Source organism: Cryomorphaceae bacterium, assembly GCA_007695365.1.
GTDB lineage: Bacteria > Bacteroidota > Bacteroidia > Flavobacteriales_D > SKUL01 > SKUL01.
On record REDV01000131.1, the window covers coordinates 1 to 20,751 of the forward strand.

Here is a 20,751-nt window from a genome sequence, read left to right on the forward strand (position 1 = left end):
TGCATCTCGGTCACCTGCGAAATATCTTTTTGGGCGATTCCGTGGCCTCACTGTTAGAAGCGGCCGGTCACAGCGTAAAACGCGTACAAATCATCAATGATCGCGGTATTCACATCTGCAAATCAATGGTGGCCTGGAAGCGGTTTGGCAACGGCGAAACCCCGGAAAGCAGCGGCCTCAAAGGCGATAAGCTGGTTGGGAAGTATTACGTGGCATACGACAAGCATTACAAAGCTGAGGTAGAATCCGCCGTTCAGAATGGGGTACCCAAAGAGCAGGCCGAAAAGGAGGCCCCCATTTTACGCGAAGCCCAGGAAATGCTTCGCGCATGGGAGCAGAAAGACCCTGAAGTGTATGCTCTGTGGGAGAAAATGAATGGTTGGGTGTATGATGGATTTGACGTTACTTACCAAAGTCTCGGCGTTGCCTTCGACAAGCTCTACTACGAATCAGAAACCTACCTTTTTGGCAAAGAAGAAGTAGAGCGCGGTCTCTCCAAAGATATTTTCTACCGAAAAGAAGACGGCTCTGTTTGGGTAAACCTTGAAGATGTGGGCCTTGACCACAAATTATTGCTTCGCTCCGACGGCACGGCGGTGTACATGACCCAGGATATCGGAACGGCCATTCAGCGCACCATTGATTTTCCGGAAATGTCTCAAATGGTGTACACTGTGGGCAATGAACAAGAGTATCACTTCAAGGTGCTGTTTGCGGTTCTTGCAAAACTGGGCTACCCCTGGGCTTCGCAATGCCACCATCTGAGTTATGGGATGGTGGAGCTTCCCGAGGGCAAAATGAAGTCGCGCGAAGGAACCGTAGTGGACGCCGATGATTTGGTTGAAGGCATGACAGATACGGCTCGAGAGATTTCCGAAGAACTCGGCAAACTCGAAGAGCTCACACAGCAGGACCGCGAGCAACTGTACAGCCAAATCGGAGGTGCGGCGTTGAAATACTTCCTTCTGAAGGTAGATGCCCGTAAAAACATGCTTTTCAACCCCAGAGAGTCCATTGATTTTAACGGGAATACAGGCCCTTTTATTCAGTATGCGCACGCCAGGATTTCCTCGCTCTTGCGCAAAGCTGCAGATGTTGAGCGTGTTTCATCCGACAACCTGCAACTTTCTGAATCAGAGCAAAGCCTTGCGCTCAAACTCGATCGTTTCCCTGTGGTGGTTGAGGAATCGGCAGTCAAATACAGTCCCGCAGAACTGGCCAACTACCTCTATGATTTGGTGAAGGACTTCAACAGTTTTTACCAGTCTATGCCCGTGTTGAAAGAAGAGGATGTGGCTCTGCGAACCTTTAGACTTGAGCTGACCGAAGCCTGCGGAAAAGTAATCCGCACCGGGCTCAGGATGCTGGGCATCGCAGCACCCGAGCGTATGTAACCGCATGCACACGGGCTTCGGGAAGCCGCCTTGTTTCATTACTTTTGCAACCCAACGTCAACAACATGTTTGAGAATTTAACAGATAAGTTCGATCGCGCCTTTAAAGTCCTCAAAGGACAAGGGCAAATCACCGAAATCAACGTTGCTGAAACCCTCAAAGAGGTGAGGAGAGCCTTGCTCGATGCGGACGTGAATTTCAAAACCGCCAAGGATTTTTCCAACACGGTAAAGGAAAAAGCCCTTGGCCGTGATGTGCTAACATCCGTTTCGCCTGGGCAGTTACTGGTGAAAATCACCCAGGAAGAGCTTACTGAGCTCATGGGAGGAGAAACTGCTGAGCTCAACTTCCAGGGAAACCCGGGAATTATCCTGATGTCGGGATTGCAAGGTTCGGGTAAAACCACTTTTTCGGGAAAACTCGCCAATTGGCTCAAAACCAAAAAGGGGAAGAAGCCACTGTTGGTGGCTTGCGATGTGTATCGCCCTGCCGCCATTGACCAGCTTCACGTAGTAGGTGAATCAATCGGAGTGGAAGTGTACTCCAATCGCGATGAAAAAGACCCTGTTAAAATTGCCCGCGATGCCGTGGCACACGCCCGCTCCAACGGATTCAACGTGGTAATTGTCGATACCGCCGGACGTCTTGCCATTGACGAGCAGATGATGGACGAAATATCGCGCGTAAAGGCCGCCATTCAGCCCACTGAAACCTTGTTTGTGGTGGATAGTATGACCGGTCAGGATGCTGTAAACACGGCCAAAGCCTTTAATGACCGACTGGATTTCAATGGCGTAGTGCTTACCAAATTAGATGGTGATACCCGAGGTGGAGCAGCGCTCAGCATCAAATCTGTGGTGAATAAGCCCATCAAGTTTGTGGGTACCGGCGAGAAAATGGATGCGCTGGATGTATTCCACCCCAACCGAATGGCTGACAGGATTCTCGGTATGGGCGACGTGGTTTCGCTGGTGGAGCGTGCACAGGAACAATACGATGAAGAGAAGGCGCGCAAGCTTCAGAAGAAAATTGCCAAAAATGAATTCAGCTTCAACGACTTCTACGACCAGATTCAGCAAATAAAGAAAATGGGTAGCGTAAAAGACCTCATGGGCATGATGCCCGGAATGGGAAAAATGGTGAAGAACATGGATATTGACGACGATGCTTTTAAGCCACTCGAAGCCATGATTATGTCTATGACACCTGAAGAACGCGAGAATCCCAACGTATTGAATCACAGCAGAAGAAAGCGCATTGCACGCGGCTCAGGTCAACATGTTGAAGAGATCAACAAAATCATCAAGCAGTTTGAAGAAACGCGAAAGATGATGCGGCTAATGAGCAATAAAAAGAACATGGCCAACATGATGCGCCAACTCAAAAACATGCCCGGCGGAATGCCAAAAATCTAAATCCCTTATCTCACATGACGCTACTTGACGGTAAAAAAACCTCGCAGGATATCAAAGACGAACTCGCAGCATTGGTAGCGGAGAGAAAACAGCAAGGCAAAAAGGTGCCGCACCTTGCCGCCATCCTGGTTGGCAACGACGGGGCGAGTCAAACCTATGTAAATGCCAAGGTAAAAGCCTGTGAGAAAATTGGTTTTGGCTCGAGCCTGAGGCGCTTACCTGCCACCATCCCGGAGGATGAACTACTCACGGAAATAGACGCGCTCAACAGCAACCCCGACGTAGATGGCTTCATTGTGCAATTACCTCTGCCCGGTCACATCGACGAACAAAAAGTAATCAACGCCGTTCACCCCAATAAAGATGTGGATGGCTTTCATCCCGTAAATATGGGTAAACTGGTATTGGGATTGCCTGCGTTCATTCCTGCCACGCCCAACGGAATTGTTGAGTTGATAAAACGCGCCGGGGTTGAAACCGAAGGCAAACACTGTGTGGTTATTGGTCGAAGCAATATTGTGGGCAAGCCCATGGCAGTGTTGATGGCGCGCAAAGGCTATCCCGGAAACTGCACGGTAACTTTGGCGCACAGCCGCACAAAGAACCTCGCGGAATACACCCGGCAGGCAGATATTGTGGTGGCGGCACTCGGTATTCCGCGTTTCCTCAAGGCCGATATGGTGAAAGAGGGAGCAGTTGTGGTGGATGTGGGAATTACGCGTGTAGAAGATTCTAGCAAGAAATCCGGGTTTCGTCTTGAGGGCGATGTAGATTTTGAAAATGTGGCACCCAAATGCAGTTTTATCACACCTGTGCCTGGTGGTGTGGGGCCCATGACTATTGCATCCTTGCTGCAAAACACCCTCAGAGCAGTTGAAATGAGAGAGTCATCAGGCAGCAAATCGTAAATTGGCACGAATTTTAATTGTTCCTCCACCAACTAACAAAACTGAAATCATGAGAAGCTTTGCCATCTTTTTCGGACTCGTGCTCGCGTTGAGCATGGTAGGATGTAAGTCTAAAAGCCCTGCTGGAGAGCGTGTTCGCACTCCGTTTTCGGGCTCCAAATACGAATCAAACAACCGCTTTTTCCGGGCTGTAGGTCAGGCCAGCAGCGGTCGCGAGAACATTGCACGCAGCAGGGCTGAAATTGACGCCAAGGGCCGTTTGGCCTCACAGGTAGAAACCAATATCCGCCGCGTTGCCGATGATTATATCGCCGAAACCCAAAACGCCAATGCTTCGGATATCGCCGAAAAATTTCAAAGCCTGACCCGCGAGGTAATGGACACCGAGCTGCAGGATATCAGAATGATCGGGGAAGAAAAGTTCTACAACGGTGAGCAATTTACGGTGTACGTAGCACTCGAAATCCGCAAGAGCGCCATGTTCCGCTTTATGCGCCAACGAGCCCGCACCGACGCCCGCATTGACAAGATGACCCTGAAAGCCATCGAAGATATCCTGGATGCTGAAATCAAGAAAGCCGACGATTAAAAGGTTAAATGTTAATGGCTCATACTGAAAAAGTAATGCTTGGCCTTCGCCTTCCAACCGACCCGCGGTGGGTAAGGCTGGTACAGGAAAACATCTCTGAGATACTTACCGACCACGCCTGGTGTGAGCAAAAAGCCGCTTCGCACGCCATCTCTACCATTGTTCGTTTCCCTGACTACCCCGAGCTTGTGGAGACCCTCACGGATATCGCCCTCGAAGAGTTGGAACACTTTCGCATGGTGAACGAAAAAATTACGGAACGCGGCTACACCCTCGGCTTTGAGCGAAAGGATAACTATGTACGCGATTTGGCGGCATTCATCAAGAAGGGGGGGAGCCGGCAGCATCAACTTGCCGAGGCACTGCTTTTCTCGGCGATGATTGAGGCCCGAAGTTGTGAGCGTTTCCGTATGCTCACTGAAAAACTGGACGACGAAGAACTTTGTTCCTTTTACCGCGATTTGATGATTTCGGAGGCCAACCATTACACCACCTTTCTCGGTTTGGCACGAACACTATGCAAAGATGTAGATGTTGACGCGCGCTGGCAGGCCTTTCTCGACTACGAAGGCTCATTGATGGCGCGCTACGGCAAGGAGGAGACCATGCACGGATGAGCAGGTCAGTGCTTCCCAAAGGAATCATCATAGGTTGCCACTGGCCCGAACCGAATGCCACAGCGGCAGGCCGCCGAATGATGCAACTCATTCAGGTACTCGCCGAAAGGTATCATATCACTTTTGCCTGCTCACAGCCATTGGGTGCACAATCAAGATGGCTGGACTCAACAGGTGTTTCAACTGTGCACATCTTACTCAACCATTCCTCCTTTGATGATTGGATTGCGTCTGAGCAGCCGCAATGGGTGATGTTTGATCGCTACCTTACCGAAGAGCAGTTCGGGTGGCGGGTTGAAAAGACTTGTCCTGAGGCAATGCGCATTATTGATACTGAAGACCTCCACGGACTTCGAAAAGCCCGCGAAACAGCACATGCTCAAAACCGGACGTTTCATATTTCAGACCTGCACAACGAAGTGATGCACCGCGAACTGGCAGCCATTTATCGCTCTGATGGTTCGCTGATTATTTCGCGCTTTGAAATGGAACTTCTGGTCAATGAACAGGGTGTACCCAAAGATTTGTTGTTTTACCTGCCCTTTATGGAGGAGCCTGTCCAACCTGAAGAACTGCCGGGCATCCAACAACGCGCACACTGCATGACCATCGGGAACTTCAAGCACGCCCCGAACCGAGATGCTGCAAAATACCTTGCACATAAGCTCTGGCCAATGATTCGCCAAGAACTTCCGGAAGCTGAGTTTCATCTTTACGGTGCATACCCCGACGCCGAAATCATGCAACTTCACAATCCGGCTGTGGGATTTTTGGTGAAAGGCAGGGCCGAAGATGTACTCCAAACCATGAGTCAATACCGGCTGTGCCTTGCCCCCCTTCGCTTTGGAGCCGGGTTAAAAGGCAAATTGGTGGATGCCATGCGAAGCGGCACCCCATCGGTCACCAGCGCTGTTGGTGCCGAAGGAATGTGCAAGTCGGCTGAGGATTGGAACGGAGGCATTGAAGACGAGCCCTCAACCTTTGTGCAAGAAGTTGTTCGGCTCTACAGGGATGACTCGTTTTGGCTGCAATCGCAGGAACGCGGTTTTAACATGCTTCAATCGCTTTTTGATGGCGCATCGTGGAAAAAAGCCCTTCAACAGGAGTGGAGCAGGCGCCTGAACAGCCTTGATGAAAGAAGATTGCGAAACTTCACAGGGGCTATTCTTCGAAACCAGTATCACCGGAGCACCACCTATATGTCGAAATGGATAGAGGAGAAGAACCGCAACCGCTCAGGAGCTGATTGATTCAGCCGCATTTCGCCAGGCTTCCGGCACAGCAATGGTGCGCTGCAGCTCATAGTCAAAACAAACCACGGTAACCAAGCCGTGGGCGCAATCGGTTTCGCGGCCGTTTTCTACCTTAAACACCCGCATTTTCATCTGAAAACTCTTGTTGCCAATGGCACCAAAAGAAGCAGTAACGTACAGCTCATCATGCAGCAGCACCGGCTTCAGGTAGTCAATTTCGTTGCGCGCCACAATAATCCCGTACTTTTTCCAGTCCCACACATTTCCAAAATGCTCGCGGAAAAAAGCCATCCGCCCCTGCTCAAAATAGTTGAGAAAGATGGCGTTGTTAACGTGGCCCATCACGTCAATGTCGGCAAAACGTACTTCCAGTTTGTGTGGAGTCATCAGAAATCGGGGTTCAATACCGTAAATACTTCGGGTACAAAAATACTGAATGCCGGCGGGCTGCGTTGTGATTCGGGTGCAGCCCAAAACTATTTTTACATTTGCTCACGGCGGCACTTTTGCTGGCTTGAAACAAAAGCACAGGCCTTGATAGGAGGGATTTTTCGCAAACAGCTATTCCAGAATACGCTGATTTTTTCCGGGTCGAGCATCCTCAATCGCGCCATTCCTTTTTTGCTGGCTCCCATTATCACGCGCTACCTCACGCCTGAAGATTACGGTACCGTAGCCAACTTCATCTCGCTATTGGGTCTGCTCATTGTGTTTGCCGGGGTAAATACGCACGGATTGCTTCCGGTGAAATACTACCAGATGGACCGCGAACAGTTCAGGATTTTGGTGGGTAACCTGATGTTCATCCTTGTTGGAACAGCACTTTTGATGCTCATTGCCGTGTATATTGTGGGCGATTTCATTGCTGACCAATACGAAATGCCTTTCAGGTGGGTAGTTACAGCGGTGTTGTGTGCACTGGCCATGTTTATGAACAATGTAAACCTATCGTTGTGGCAACTCGAAAAGAAGGCCCGTTGGTACGCAACCTTTACCTTTTCTGAAACCCTTGTAAATGTTGGGCTTTCGCTTTATCTCATTATCGCTCTGAAAATGACCTGGGAGGGCCGCTTGTTGGGCGTTGCCATTTCGCTCCTGCTGTTCGGAATACTGAGTTTGCTGCTTATCTACCTGCGTGGTTTCGTAAAGTTTCGCTTTCACAAGCTGATGTTCACCGAGGCGTTGGCCTTCGGTATTCCGCTTATTCCACACAACCTGAGTGGGTGGTTGCGTACAGGCGTTAACTTTTTCATTATCACCTCCATTTTGGGCAGCGGTGAAGCCGGATTGTACAACCTCGGCAGCCAGTTTGCGCTCATTGTTTTCTTTATCGGCAATGGTTTCAATCTGGCCGTTGCGCCGCTGATCTACGAAAAGCTGAGCAAAATCAACCCCGCTGAAAACCTCAAACTGGTGCGGATCCACTACCTGTATTTTGCTGGGATGATTCTGGCCGCCATCGCCATGAGCGTATTCGCCCCGCTTATCATCTGGGGAATCTTTCCGGAGCGCTACCATGATTCCACACCTTTTATCCCTTGGCTGAGCTTTGCCTTTGCCATGTATGCCATGTACTACTCGGTGGTGAACTTTCTGTTCTTCTACAAAAAAACGCTGGTGCTTTCGGTACTGACCTTTACAAGCGGACTGATAAACACAGGTTTGTGCTACTGGCTTGTAGATAGTATCGGGGCCATCGGAGCAGCACAGGCCTCACTGGTCTCCTTTCTCTTTATGTTTGTATCGGTAATCTGGTACACGCAAAAAGTGCATCCGCTACCGTGGGGAAGAGTGCGCGAGGCATTGGATCCTAAAAAATGGGCCGAATGGTAAACGAATCACAACAAATGGATAATGTGCTTCCTCAGGGAGTGAGTTTTGTGGTGTTTACCTTTAACAGCCGCAAATTGGTTGAGGATGCGCTGGCTTCGGTTGTTGCGCAAAAGAATGCACAATTTCCCATTGAAATACTGTTGGTTGACAACAATTCATCCGACGACACTGTGGCTTTTGTCACGCAATTTCTTGAGAAAAGCGGTGTGGATTTTCGCGTATTGAAGCAGGAAAAACCCGGGCTGTTTCACTCAAGGGTTGCCGGTATCGCTGCTGCCAAATACCGCTACTTTGTTTTTGTGGACGACGATAACCGCCTTTTGGGACAGTGGGCAGATGCCGTGTGCCACCTGTTGGCAAGCAAGCCCGCGGTAGGCTTGATAGCTGCCGTGAACGAAGCCCGTTTAGGCGGTGAAGAACCCATTTGGTGGGAGTCTCAAAAGCACGCATACGCCGTAGGGCGACCCAATGAGGAAACCGGTCCGGTGGCCGGGGCTTTCTCTGCGGCCTGGGGTGCCGGTCTGTCGGGTAGAACACTGTTGGTTAGAAAGCTTTACGAGAAGGTAAAATTCTGGCTTGTAGGAAGAACTGGTAGCACACTGCTAGCCGGCGAGGATTCTGAGCTTTCATATTGGGCCCGATTGGCGGGTTTCACCATCTATCAATCGGAGCTGAGGCTTATCCACTACATTGAAGCCCGAAAACTGGACGAAGCCTATTTACTTGGCCTCCACAAAGGATTCAGGATAGCCGACACCTATTTGTTGCAATACAGGATGGTACTTACCGGGGTGTCTCCGTTTTGGCAGCGCCTGAATTACGCGTGGTGGTTGTGGTCTAAATGGCTGGCAGCTCCTCTGCGAAAGGCATTTGCCGAGGGAGAAGTAGAACGGCTCGACATTATCACGAAAAAACCAACATTGGGTGAATGCTTCTCTTTTCTCATTGGCTGGGGCAAATGGAGTATGGTTACCCGCGAGATAAAACGCACCCGAAAAGCGTTAAAGCCCATTATTGCACCTCCAAAATCATCGTAACTTGGAACAACAAGACATTCGCATAACGGTCGTTACCATAGTGTACAACGGTGCGGACTCCGTTGCCAAAGCTATTCGCTCGGTACTCGATCAGAAATACCCGAACCTCGAGTATATCGTGATTGATGGCGGCTCTACGGACGGAACGCTGGAAGTTCTCGAAGATTTTGGCAACCAAATTCAATGGATATCAGAGTCGGACGAAGGTATCAGCGATGCGTTTAACAAAGGTATTCGAAGGGCTACCGGTCAAATCATCGGCTTGCTCAATGCGGATGATTCCTATCTTCCCGGAACCCTGCAAGCTGTGGCTTCGCGCTTTCGCGGCGAAGGCGTGTATTACGGCGCCATGCAATTACAGGAGAACAATCGGCCGGGCGGAACCTACCATCCCAACCACGAGCTGCTCGAAAAAGACATGACCCTTTGTCACCCGGCAACTTTTATTACAGCAGGACTTTATAAAAAGTACGGTCTGTACCGCACCGACTACTGCTACGCCATGGATTACGAGTTGCTGCTTCGAATGAAAACCAGCGGCGCTCCGTTTTACTGTATTCCCGAAACGCTGGCGCTAATGTCAACCCAGGGCGTTTCAAACATGCACTGGGAGGAAGCATTTGACGAAGTGCAGCGCGCCCGAAAACTCTATTTGGCACCCGGCCCGCTGGATCGTTATCTCGTTTGGGTGGTAAAATGGCGCAAAAGACTTGGTCACGCTCTGGAGGGAGGACCACTGGCGCCCGCTGTTGCTGCCTACCGCCGAAACTTCTCAACCATCCGCAAAACATGAGCCGCCACGTTTTGAAGGATATATCCATTGTGTCGGCAAACTACAACAACGCCGCCTTTCTGGACGATTATTTTCAGAGCGTAGAAGATAACAGCGCCTGGCCGGGAGAGTTGGTCATTGTGGATGATGGGTCAACGGATGAATCACCGGCCATCATACGTAAGTGGGCTGCCAAACACTCCTGGATACGACCCGTTTTACTGCCCGACAATGTGGGGGTTGCCAACGCTACCAATCAAGGGATTGCAGTCGCAAATGGAACATGGATTTTACGCGTTGACCCCGATGATATGCTGATGCCCCACCGCATCCAAAGCCAGTGGGATTTCATTCAGCAACACCCTGAAGTTGATGTGCTCGGCGGAAACTGCGTGTATGTTGATGGTAAGACGCGTCAAAGCATTCGTACATCAGGCTTTCCGGCAACCCGGGCCGATATTGAAAAACTATTTCACCTGGGCGAAAACGGGGTGCTGAACGGAACCACCCTGGTACGAAAAACATGGTTTAACCGATTTCCTTATCGGCAGGAGATGGTCTGGGCCGAAGATTACGACTGCTTTGCACGTATGCTGCACGCCGGCGCCGTAATGGCTGCCCAACGAGAGCCCAACACATGGGTGCGCATTCACCGCGAATCAGCTACAAGCAATCTGGCGTGGGATACCCTCGAAAAGGCCTGGAAACTAAGCGTTGAGCTTTTCAATAACAAACGTACTTTGAGGGATGTAAAGGGCAACTTCCGTCATTTACAACATTATCGGCGATATTTGCTTAGCAAAAACCCCATCGCAAAGTGGTGGCATCTGGCCGCAGCTGTGTGGTGGAGACCTGAGAAAGTTCTAAAGGCTGTCTTTAAATGAAAATCGGCATACTCGGCACGCGGGGCATCCCCAATCAGTACGGCGGCTTTGAGCAGTTTGCCGAACATCTCGCACCGGGATTGGTTGCACGAGGTCACGAGGTTTGGGTGTACAACAGCAGTACCCATCCCTTTCAGGAATCGAGCTGGCAAGGCGTACAAATCATTCATTGCTATGACCCTGAAAACAAAATAGGTACAGTTGGGCAATTTGTGTATGACTTTAACTGCATTCGCGATGCGCGTTTACGCAACTTTGACGTGGTGCTTCAACTCGGATACACCAGCAGCTCGGTTTGGGGGCCGTGGCTTCCTGAACATGCCGTGGTCTTTACCAACATGGATGGTCTGGAATGGAAGCGCTCGAAGTACAACAAATGGGTTCAAAAGTATTTGAAAAGGGCAGAGGAATGGGCCATCAAAACCAGCGATGTGCTCATTGCCGACAGTCTGGGTATTCGCGATTACCTTCAGGACACCTATCACAAACACTCCGAATTTATCGCCTACGGTGCTGATCCCATCAACAATAAAAGTCCTGAAGTGCTCAGCCAATGGCAACTGGCACCTGACCAGTACTACCTGCTTGTTGCGCGTATGGAGCCTGAAAATCACATAGAGGTTATATTGGATGGATATATACAATCGGGGGTTGAAACGCCGTTTGTGGTGATTGGCCGCACAGAAAATACCTTTGGTAAAAGACTGGTGGAGAAGTATGCACACGCCCCCCGGGTAAAGTTTTTGGGCGCGATTTACGACAAGAACGCACTCAACCAACTGAGGCACCATTGCAGGCTGTATTTTCACGGTCACAGCGTGGGAGGAACCAACCCCTCACTGCTCGAAGCCATGGCCTGCGAAACGCTGATTGTGGCCCACAACAACCCGTTTAACCGCGCTGTGCTCGAAGAGGATGGACTGTATTTTGACGATGCGCAAGGTGTGTGTAACTGGATTAGGGAGGTTAAGATGGGTGAAATGACAGAGAAAAAGATCCGTAATCTCAACAAAATCAAATCAGATTACCGCTGGGAGCAGATTGTTGACCGCTACGAGCAGGTATTCCTCAGGCACTTTGAAAGACTGAGAACATGAAAGGTTTTGCTCCTCTTTTTGCCGATTGGAAAACCGGTCTTTTCACCGCAGCACTGGGCTTGTTGATTGTTACCCTTTTTCTGGCCCGGCTTTTTCCCGACTACCCTGTAAATTCATACGCGATTGTGCTCTTGCTTGCGGCTTGGGTGGCGGGAGGTGATTTTCGGAGGTTTCCGCAGCGGATGTCCCAACCGTGGTTGTGGTTGCCTCTTTTGCTGTTTCTGCTCTATGGCATCGGGGTTCTGTACAGCGACGACAAGGAAACCGCGGGCAGGATGTTGGAGCAGAAACTGGCTTTGCTGCTATTGCCCGTGCTGGTGGCGAGTGCTCCTCAATTCAAAAGGCAGCACCTCGGATGGTGTTTGTGGGTGTTTGTGCTTTCATCGGCAGCTGCCATGACCGTGGCATTTGCGCTGGCCATTATCAACGGAATGAGCGGCATGTACGGCGATATTACTTTTCTCGACATGGTGACCTACGAAAAGTTGGCCGGAACCATTGGATTTCAGCCTATTTACCTCTCCCTATACATGGTTTTTGCGTGCTTTGCCATTTACGCACTGGGGCGATTTGAGCGTTTCGCTAATCAGTTTTTCTACGGTAAAAGTGGATTGGTAGCGCTTTTGTTCTTTTACTTTTTTGCGTCGGTGGTGCTGCTTTCATCGCGCATGGAGATTATGGTTCTGTTCGTTTCACTGGCTGTGTTGATTGTAATAGGGGTAAGGCCTTTGAAGCGCCAACTGAGATACGCCGGAGTGTATGCAGCCATGTTGTTGCTCGCCCTCTTGATGATTTTGGGCAGCACCGAGAACAAGCAGCGCTTCACCGAAATGATAGACATAGAGTCTGATTACACGCAAGATCGCTATGGCGGAAGGTCCATCCGTTTTCACAAATGGTTAAACACCCTTGAGCGCTGGTCCGAAAACCCTGTGCTGGGAGTAGGAACCGGCGATATGCAGCACGAACTCAACGCAACCTACGCCCGCAATGATTTTCAGCTCGCCCTCGACTATTCCTTTAATCCGCACAACCAGTATCTCGAAACCCTGCTGACTATAGGCATTCCCGGTTTCCTGGTCCTGATTGCATGGATGGGCAGTTTGTGCTGGTTAGGCTGGCGACACAAAAACTGGCTCCTGCTCGTTTTTGGACTTATAGCCTCGCTCAGCATGATTACCGAAAGTATGCTTGAACGCCAGTGGGGTATTGTGTTCATTTGCTTTTTTGCTGCGCTGCTTACCAGCGATAATTTCAAGTATTTTCGCACGGAAAGCAGCCCTCAGCAGTGAATCGCGACTACGTATATTTTCTTCGACTCTACACGCGCCTTGCGAACTATGTAGCGCTTAATGTGGCGTTTGCTCTGGGTTTGTGGTTTCGCTTTCCCGATAACTGGGCGCAGGTATTTGGCAGCAATAATTACATCGCATTGCTGCTTTATGTAAACCTTTCATGGGTATTAATTACCAATGTATTGCGTTATTACCGCCCCTCGCGCATGCATCTCAAGCCGTTGCGCCGGGGGCTTCTTTTTGCCCAGATTTTTCTTTTGCATCTGCTGCTGGTGCTGGCATTCAACGGAATCATCAAAACCTATTATTCGCGGCTCTTTCTCACGTATTTCTATCTGTTGATACCGCTGTTGATACTGACGGGCGAGTGGATGGCCAAACTTCTGCTGAACTGGAATCAACGCAGAAACGGCGATTTTGGAAAGCTGGTTTTTGCGGGTTCCACCGATACGCTCAAAGACCTTAATCAATACTTTGAAAATTCTACTGGCGCTAAGTACCAGGGCCGAACTGTGCATGTTGAGCAAACCACCAACCTGCTTAACACCCTCATGACCATCCACAAACAAAGCAGTATCCAGGAATTGTACTGCAGCATGTCCGAAATAGAGCCGCAGGAGCTCCAAAAAGTAGCGCAGTTTTGCGAAAACAACCTCATTCGTGTGCGATTGGTGGTTGATCATCCGCGATGGGACACCAAGCCTATTGAGGTGAATTTTTACGATTCCATTCCTGTAGTGAACATCCCTTTTACGCCGTTGGACGAACCGGGCAACAAGCTGGCCAAACGCGCCTTTGATGTACTGTTCTCTTTGTTTGTGGTGGTGTTTGTTCTGTCGTGGTTGTTTCCGCTGATGGGTATCCTGATTAAGCTCAGTTCACCAGGTCCGGTCATATTCCGACAGCGCCGTAACGGTCTCGACAACCAGCCTTTTGAATGCCTGAAATTTCGGTCTATGCGTGTAAATGCAACCGCCGACCTTGAGCAGGCCACGCAAAACGACCCGCGTATTACGGCTATCGGCAGGTTTATTCGCGCTACCTCGCTCGATGAATTGCCTCAGTTTATTAACGTGCTGAAAGGGGAGATGTCGGTAGTGGGGCCCCGACCGCACATGCTCAAACATACTGAGCAATATGCCCAATTGGTAGGTCAATTCATGCAGCGTCACGCCATCAAGCCGGGGGTAACAGGGTTGGCGCAGGTAAAAGGATTTCGCGGTGAAATCAACCAGTACGATGACATTGCCAACCGGGTAAAGTACGATCGCTTCTATGTAGAGAACTGGTCGCTGGCACTCGACATAAAAATTGTGCTGCTTACCGTGGTGACGGTTTTTCGCAGACAATAGCCCAATAGTTTACATTGGGTCAACCATATGTGTTTTTTGGTTTAGTCAGATTTTTTATTTTTGACGGCCCCCGTGGCGTGAACCTCACATACTTGAACCATGAAATACACCAACCTGTTTATTGCTTTGATTGTTCTGGCAGGTCTCGGCAGTTCCTGTAAAATCGAAAAGCGCATTCATCGCCCCGGATACCATGTTGAATGGCATAAAAAGCCCAAAAGTGTTCAGAAGCCCGTTTTAGAGGAGAAGCTAACTGAAAAGGCGGAATTGACTGAAGTTCAGGGAATGGAGAAACCCTCTGCACATTACGATGAAAGTCTAACCACCGGAGTGACCGGATTTGATGCTTCAGCAGAAGTACCACCCAGCTTATCGCCAATGCGCTCTGAAGCCGAAGCCCTGGTTCGCTCGGTTTTTCAGCCCCGCCCATTGGCCTGTGAAACCATTTTACTGGTTGACGGTAGTCGGATTTCTGCCAAAATACTGGAGATCAATGATAATGAAATCAGATACAAGCGATGTGATTACCAGGACGGGCCAACCATTACAATTTCGGTAAACAAAGTAGATAGAGTGATATACCCCAACGGCGTAGAGGATTTATTTATGGGATCCTCAGGTCATTACCGTCCGGCACGAGGTGCTCCCAGAACAGGTGGCGTTGAGGCGCTGGGTATCGTTTCGATGAGTTTGGCCATTGTGGGAATATTTTTCGCCGGAATTATACTTGGCCTCGCGGCTGTTATTCTGAGTGCTATCAGCTTAGGCAAGTTTGCGCGGGAACCCGAACGAACCGGAAGAGGCTTTGCCATTGCAGGAATGATTATCGGATTCCTGGCCATTGTGGGTGCCATCATGGTGATTGCAACGATGTAACTGTGACACGCTTAAGCACATACATCCTGCTTTTTATGGCGATATCAGTTTTGGTATCGTGCAAAATCGAAAAACGCCTGCACCGGCCGGGTTACCACGTGGAATGGCACAAGAAACCCAAGTCCATTCATGTGCCCCGGGAGAAAGATTACGATTACCAATATTCCGACATTACAGTCACAGCCACTGCCGATTATAATGTTCCTTCAGATCTTTCACAGCCGCAATTTCTAGCGGGGACGCAGGTGAAGGTTGGCGAAGAACAACGGCTTCCCGTGTTGGTATCCTCCATAAACGCTCCGCACCGGCTCAACAAGGATTCGATTCGTTGTGACACCATCATTTACATCAACGATGAAAGTGCCGTGGTAAAAGTTGTTGAAATTACCCAGCGAGAACTGCGTTACGAGCCCTGCGGAGAGAATGTTGTACCAGAAACAAAGTCTATTCAACTCAAATATGTTTCTAAGGTGGTATATGCCAACGGTCAGGAAGAGAACTTTTTGATGATTGATGAGAAGGTAAAAAGACAGCCGTCTCAGAGAGAGGGACTGGAAATCTTCGGATTGATTTCCGTCATTCTGAATGTGGTTGGATTGGGACTGCTGGTTTTCCCATTCGGAATGTATATAACCACCCCGATAGGGCTTGTTGCACTCATCCACGCCGTTGTGAGTCTTAATATGTTCCGAAAGCATTCGGACATAACCGGAAAAGGGTTTGCCATTGCAGGTTTGATTATCGGAATACTCATGATAGCGCTGGGTATTTATTTTCTTCAAGCCTTCATTTTGTGATGTTCAGAAGCTGTTACATATTGCTCATCATGCTCATCGTGGCGCATTTGTTTGGTTCCTGCAAAATCGAAAAGCGCCTGCACCGGAAATGACGACGTAATAGTATCCCTATTCCGGCCTTTGATTTCTCAAAGTGTTAGTGAACAGGATGTTGCATCGCAATACCACCTGCGCGACCCGGATGCCAGCCGGGGAATATGTGAGCATTGTACTTTCGCCATGGAATGAGAGGGAATACGGAGTGATTTTCTGAATGGACAGATATACCCCAGCCTTTAGTTTTGGTGTTGCTATTGATCCTATTTTTAACTTAGCAGCATGAAAAGCAATTGGTTTTTGGTTGGAGTGGTTTGTGTGCTCGCCTTTTCGTTGTCAGGGTGTAAGGTAGAGAAGCGGCTTCACAGGCCCGGATACCATGTTGATTGGCACAAAAAAGCCAGGTCTAAAAGTATTGCTGAGCGGCCTGTTCAGAAGGAACTTGCGGAAGTTCAATCACATCCTCAAAAGAAACAAACCCTTGCTCCAGAGCAGGATATCAACAGGCAAGCCCAAGTTGATGACGGGTTGAAAGCCTCTGTTGAAGGAGAAATCAATGAAATAGACCTGTCTCCGGTGCAGAAGATGCTGGCTGCGCAAAAGCCTTGTGCGTCCATTGTGCTGAACGACGGTTTTATCATCCGGGCGGTTGTAGAGGAAATCAACCAGGTAGAAATCAAGTACAGAAATTGTGATAATCAGGATGGCCCCGTCATCTTCATCGACCGGAGGGAAGTAGATCACATTCTTTTCCCCAACGGAGAAGTAGAGATGATTTCCGGACGCAGGGATCCTTACGTGGGCAGCCGGGGAGGGGGTAGTTCGTCAGGTGCAAGAACCGACGGATTGGGTATTACTTCCATGATCATGGGGATTGCGGGAATTTATGCACCGTTCTTTATTTTTAGCATCATGGCCTTGATATTTAGCGCTGTGAGCCTTGGCCGTATTAACTCCAACCCCGATCGTTTCAAAGGGCGCGGATTCGGAACAGCCGGCTTGATTACTGGCATCATCGGTTTGGTTATTTCTATAATCTTCCTTTTGCTCGTGGTCACTTTTGGGTTTTGAGCAGGGTTTTTCGCATATCGCTGAATGTTTTGCTATTGGTCACCTTCGGTATAAGCTATTGTTCCTGTAAAATCGAAAAACGACTTCACCGCCCGGGCTATCACGTACAGTGGAACAACGCAAAGCCTTCAGTAAAGGCGCAGCGACAAATACCTGAACACGCATACATGCCTCCCCGGAGAATGCCTGTTGCCAGTCAGGAAAATGTAGGCTCGTTGGCGCACAATGACATGGTCGGCTTGTTGTCGTATGAAGAAACAAGTGAATCTGAACAAGCCAGATGCGATACGCTCTTCTTGTTGGATGGCAATCGGTTTGTGCTTGTTCGGCTCATCGAAATCTCGGACGATGCTTTGACCTACCGACCGTGTGAAGCCATTTTTGGAGCGGAGGAAATCGTAAAAACTAAGCATTTGAGTAGGTTGGTGATGCGCAACGGTGAAACATTGACTTTTGACGGCCCTGTGCTGGATGGTAAAAACTGTGTAACGCTGTTGTTCAAGGATGGCAGGAGGGAGGAGGTTTTGATTGCAGGCCGTGAAGACAACTTACTGTATTACAAGCCTTGCAACGTGGAGGGTGAAGTGAGAATGGTCTATCTGCGCGACCTCACGCAAATTCGCGATCAATGGGGCCGCACCGAAAAGATAGAAGAAGAGGCCGTTTCGGCCACCAAAGACACACGCGTGGTTGAAACCACCAGTATGGTAGCATTGGGCACCTCTGTTATATCTGTTCTACCATTTTTGATATTACTGAGCTTGGTTAATGTTGGGGCTTCGACGCTTTTTCTGCAAATATTGTCGGTGCTTGGGGTAGGAATATCCTTGTTCTCAGTCATTGCCGGCATTATTGCCGTTACGCGAACCGGCAAAAATCCAACAGTTTACAAGGGGTTGGCCATCGGGGCTATCGCCATAGCTATTGGCCTGCTCACCGGATTAGTGAATGTAGGAATGGTATTGGGAGCCTTTTCCTGAGCGTGTTTGGCGGTCTTATACTTCGCGGATGCGATAAATCAGCCAGGCAATCACCACAAATCCCAGTCCGGTAAGAACAGGGGGTATCATTCCGTTCAAAATACCCATCACTACCATGGCGAGGGCGATAATCAGCAATATAATCAGCAGTGAGTTTTTCATGTGTCGCGGTTGCTTTCGCGCAAAATAGCATTTGTTGAGCACATAATTGTAACGGTATCGGTTTATTTCCTTCTGCGGTTGGTGTCGTGATAAAGGGTTTCTGAGCTGTACTGAAGTCATTCCGGGTATTCGGCGGCACCCGCTCTGAGCGCCTAACACCAATTGATTGCTACCTTCTTTCAAGGAACTTCTCGATGCGCCGCGCCTGCAGGAAATGGTGTTTGGCGTGAAATTCGGCACCCTGGAACCACTCCCATGCATTGAGCATATCCAGCAAGGGGTGCTTTGATCGGATGTTCAAATCGGCCTTGGGCAATTGTGCATACAATTCATCCATTTGTTTCACCATCTTGTCAAAATCGCTGATGAGTTGGTTTTTACTCTCAGGTTGGGGTGGTTCAAACGCATGGGATTCGGGCATTTTGATTTTTACCGGCGGAATAGACCTGAAGAAAAAGATTACCCGCCCCATAAAATTCTTTGAGCCGCCCCATTGAGTGGTACCTTCCTCTTTGTTGAGGCACTGCCACGCGTGCTTCATGTAAAAGACTTCATGCACTTTAATCACATGGTAGCAGACCTGCCCGAGCGACCAGCTTGTATCATTTGGCTTCCGCGAGAGTTCCTCAAGTTTGTACTTCATAACCAGCTCTTTCCATTTCGCAACATGTGCTTTAAAGGCAGTCAATGTTTTTTCACTGTTCATCTGAAACTGTTTTTTTCACGCCAATACAGCCAGGTAAGCAGACTAAACTGCAAAGACGCTCATTTTCGGTACCGCCTAAAATACAAAAAATCAGCAAAATGGTATGTTTGGAGCAGGAGAGGAGGCATGGCAGGCCTGCCGTGCCGCAGGCAGGCGGTAAAAATGCTCAACCGCAAGGTACGCAATAGGAGGCCTGCCAGCGGCAGGCTGGCGCAACGAGCGCAAAGAAATTGAATATCAATGTTAAACCCAAATTATGCAATAGGAGGAGCGATTAGCTCCGAACTACCTGCCCGCCGGCAGGCGGGCCTGCGCGCCATCCATTTCGTAATGGAAGGCAGGCGGGCCTGCCCGCCATCCATTTCGTAATGGAAGGCAGGCGGGCCTGCCCGCCGGCAGGCGGGGAGAATCACTTTTTCAGTGCGGCGAAGCAAACTGTAAAAGATTGATTCTCTTTATCGAATATGCAAGAAGCGGAGCTTATTGCATATTTGGGGGTAAGGTGAAGTTCCTAAAAAACGTTGATACCATCCTGATACCTCTCAAGAGGTAAAGCCACCTGGAAGTTTCTCCATTGGCAGCTTACAGTAGCCCGGTTGCTTCTTTGGAATAGAAGAAACCGGTAATCGTTAGTCCTATGAACCAAAGACGGTTCCCGGCTGCCGAGATAAGGTTGTTCAAGCAATACGAACGGAGCATTCAAAAGTTCTTCTGCCAGCTCATTGGCTCTGCTCAAGGAATAATATTGAAACTAGTAATCAAGCAGCTCAAAGTAAGCTGCTTTCTCATTATCGGTGATTTTCAGGCTGAACGCCTTTTCTCCTGTAGCCATAACTTAATATCATCGCTAAAGCGATGGTAGTCTTCTACATTACCTGATCGGATATCATCTTCGGACAATTGCGCACGGAGATCGAGTTCCAAATTCCTCAAGGTCTCTTCGACTACCCGCAATTCGGACTCATCGTGAATGTTCATGCAGCGCTGAATCAACAGTAGTTTTCTCTCTTCAATTCCCATTGTTCGCAAGTTAGTATCCAAAGATAATTTATTTTGGTGGAACCTAATATTACTCCATTGCCAAAACCTCATCCTGTGTTTTACTTTATCGTAGCCCGATCAGATTATTGGACCCCCACCTTTTCGTACCTTTCCGAAAAGCACAAAACCTATGGCCTCATTAAAAGAAATCCGGCACCAGTTGTACATCGAGCTGGTGAAACTGCAGCGCGAGGTAATTCGCGCGGATAAAAAACTGCTGATTATCCTTGAAGGGCGCGATGCCGCGGGTAAGGATGGTTCCATCAAAACGCTTACCCGGCACATGAGCCCGCGCGAAACGCGGGTAGTAGCCCTGAGCAAGCCTTCAGACAGACAGCTGCGCGAGTGGTTTTTTCAGCGCTATACCCCGTATCTGCCTGCTTCTGGGGAGATTGTGATCTTTAACAGGAGCTGGTACAACCGGGCGGGTGTAGAGCGTGTAATGGGCTTTTGTACTGATGAGGAGTACCAGACGTTTTTTCCGGATGTATGCCATTTTGAAGAAATGCTGGTGGACGCCGGTTTTACGTTGTTGAAGTACTACCTGGATATCAGCAAAGATGAACAGGCCCAGCGTTTGGAAGACCGACGCAACAATCCGTTAAAACAATGGAAAATCAGTCCGATTGACGAGCA

22 protein-coding genes are annotated in these 20,751 nt (G+C 49.3%); 18 read left to right on the plus strand and 4 right to left on the minus strand.

Translation table 11 applies throughout. From position 1 onward, the window contains the following. From EA392_13405 to EA392_13430, 6 genes are all read left to right on the plus strand, one after another. Positions 1–1,394 (plus strand): arginine--tRNA ligase (locus tag EA392_13405; protein ID TVR37147.1); only part of this gene is annotated, 1,394 nt, incomplete at its 5' end. Positions 1,395–1,459: 65 nt separating this feature from the next. Next, the gene (locus EA392_13410) at positions 1,460–2,809 is read left to right on the plus strand and encodes a signal recognition particle protein (protein TVR37148.1); all 1,350 of its coding nucleotides are present in this window, start codon (positions 1,460–1,462) and stop codon (positions 2,807–2,809) included. Between the two features lie 14 nt (positions 2,810–2,823). After that, a complete protein-coding gene (gene folD, locus EA392_13415; protein ID TVR37149.1) occupies positions 2,824–3,717 on the plus strand; it encodes a bifunctional methylenetetrahydrofolate dehydrogenase/methenyltetrahydrofolate cyclohydrolase FolD in 894 nt (297 codons plus the stop codon). Positions 3,718–3,766: 49 nt separating this feature from the next. Beyond that, on the plus strand, positions 3,767–4,306 hold the full coding sequence (locus EA392_13420) for a hypothetical protein (GenBank protein ID TVR37150.1): 540 nt from the start codon (positions 3,767–3,769) through the stop codon (positions 4,304–4,306). 35 nt (positions 4,307–4,341) lie between these two features. Continuing rightward, on the plus strand, positions 4,342–4,923 hold the full coding sequence (locus EA392_13425) for a tRNA-(ms[2]io[6]A)-hydroxylase (protein TVR37168.1): 582 nt from the start codon (positions 4,342–4,344) through the stop codon (positions 4,921–4,923). Next, complete coding sequence (locus EA392_13430) at positions 4,920–6,173, plus strand: glycosyltransferase (protein ID TVR37151.1); 1,254 nt, start codon at positions 4,920–4,922, stop codon at positions 6,171–6,173. Before EA392_13425 ends, EA392_13430 begins: the two co-directional genes overlap by 4 nt. Here the strand turns inward: EA392_13430 and EA392_13435 are convergent. Then, entirely contained in the window at positions 6,159–6,563 is a 405-nt protein-coding gene (locus EA392_13435; GenBank protein TVR37152.1) for an acyl-CoA thioesterase, read from the minus strand. The genes EA392_13430 and EA392_13435 overlap by 15 nt on opposite strands. On the opposite strand from EA392_13435, the gene EA392_13440 reads away from it, so the two are divergent. The 11 genes from EA392_13440 to EA392_13490 all read left to right on the plus strand — a co-directional run bounded on the left by EA392_13440 (position 6,363) and on the right by EA392_13490 (position 18,206). Then, positions 6,363–8,009, plus strand: coding sequence for a hypothetical protein (locus EA392_13440; protein ID TVR37153.1), 1,647 nt, complete (start codon positions 6,363–6,365; stop codon positions 8,007–8,009). The two genes, EA392_13435 and EA392_13440, sit on opposite strands and share 201 nt — an antisense overlap. Beyond that, the gene (locus tag EA392_13445) at positions 7,994–9,046 is read left to right on the plus strand and encodes a glycosyltransferase family 2 protein (protein TVR37154.1); all 1,053 of its coding nucleotides are present in this window, start codon (positions 7,994–7,996) and stop codon (positions 9,044–9,046) included. Before EA392_13440 ends, EA392_13445 begins: the two co-directional genes overlap by 16 nt. Then, positions 9,024–9,839, plus strand: coding sequence for a glycosyltransferase (locus EA392_13450; GenBank protein ID TVR37155.1), 816 nt, complete (start codon positions 9,024–9,026; stop codon positions 9,837–9,839). Before EA392_13445 ends, EA392_13450 begins: the two co-directional genes overlap by 23 nt. Further along, complete coding sequence (locus EA392_13455; GenBank protein ID TVR37156.1) at positions 9,743–10,702, plus strand: glycosyltransferase; 960 nt, start codon at positions 9,743–9,745, stop codon at positions 10,700–10,702. The genes EA392_13450 and EA392_13455 overlap by 97 nt, the downstream gene beginning before the upstream one ends. Beyond that, positions 10,699–11,799: a glycosyltransferase family 1 protein gene (locus EA392_13460; GenBank protein TVR37157.1), complete on the plus strand. Its 1,101-nt coding sequence runs from the start codon at positions 10,699–10,701 to the stop codon at positions 11,797–11,799. Before EA392_13455 ends, EA392_13460 begins: the two co-directional genes overlap by 4 nt. After that, entirely contained in the window at positions 11,796–13,091 is a 1,296-nt protein-coding gene (locus EA392_13465) for an O-antigen ligase domain-containing protein (GenBank protein TVR37158.1), read from the plus strand. Before EA392_13460 ends, EA392_13465 begins: the two co-directional genes overlap by 4 nt. Next, on the plus strand, positions 13,088–14,446 hold the full coding sequence (locus tag EA392_13470; GenBank protein TVR37159.1) for an exopolysaccharide biosynthesis polyprenyl glycosylphosphotransferase: 1,359 nt from the start codon (positions 13,088–13,090) through the stop codon (positions 14,444–14,446). Before EA392_13465 ends, EA392_13470 begins: the two co-directional genes overlap by 4 nt. 99 nt (positions 14,447–14,545) lie before the next feature. Further along, positions 14,546–15,322: a DUF4190 domain-containing protein gene (locus tag EA392_13475; protein ID TVR37160.1), complete on the plus strand. Its 777-nt coding sequence runs from the start codon at positions 14,546–14,548 to the stop codon at positions 15,320–15,322. A gap of 2 nt (positions 15,323–15,324) precedes the next feature. Next, the gene (locus EA392_13480) at positions 15,325–16,119 is read left to right on the plus strand and encodes a DUF308 domain-containing protein (protein TVR37161.1); all 795 of its coding nucleotides are present in this window, start codon (positions 15,325–15,327) and stop codon (positions 16,117–16,119) included. A 318-nt stretch (positions 16,120–16,437) separates the two neighbouring features. Then, positions 16,438–17,226, plus strand: coding sequence for a DUF4190 domain-containing protein (locus tag EA392_13485; protein ID TVR37162.1), 789 nt, complete (start codon positions 16,438–16,440; stop codon positions 17,224–17,226). Beyond that, positions 17,223–18,206, plus strand: coding sequence for a hypothetical protein (locus tag EA392_13490; protein ID TVR37163.1), 984 nt, complete (start codon positions 17,223–17,225; stop codon positions 18,204–18,206). Before EA392_13485 ends, EA392_13490 begins: the two co-directional genes overlap by 4 nt. A 15-nt stretch (positions 18,207–18,221) precedes the next feature. On the opposite strand, the gene EA392_13495 is transcribed toward EA392_13490, so the two are convergent. The 3 genes from EA392_13495 to EA392_13505 form a co-directional block, all read right to left on the minus strand. Further along, the gene (locus tag EA392_13495) at positions 18,222–18,551 is read right to left on the minus strand and encodes a hypothetical protein (protein ID TVR37164.1); all 330 of its coding nucleotides are present in this window, start codon (positions 18,549–18,551) and stop codon (positions 18,222–18,224) included. Next, entirely contained in the window at positions 18,538–19,074 is a 537-nt protein-coding gene (locus EA392_13500) for a DinB family protein (protein ID TVR37165.1), read from the minus strand. Before EA392_13500 ends, EA392_13495 begins: the two co-directional genes overlap by 14 nt. 801 nt (positions 19,075–19,875) lie before the next feature. Continuing rightward, positions 19,876–20,094 (minus strand): hypothetical protein, encoded by a 219-nt coding sequence (locus EA392_13505; protein ID TVR37166.1) that lies wholly within the window; start codon positions 20,092–20,094, stop codon positions 19,876–19,878. A 151-nt stretch (positions 20,095–20,245) separates the two neighbouring features. Here EA392_13505 and EA392_13510 point away from each other — a divergent pair. Beyond that, positions 20,246–20,751 (plus strand): polyphosphate kinase 2 (locus EA392_13510; GenBank protein ID TVR37167.1); only part of this gene is annotated, 506 nt, incomplete at its 3' end.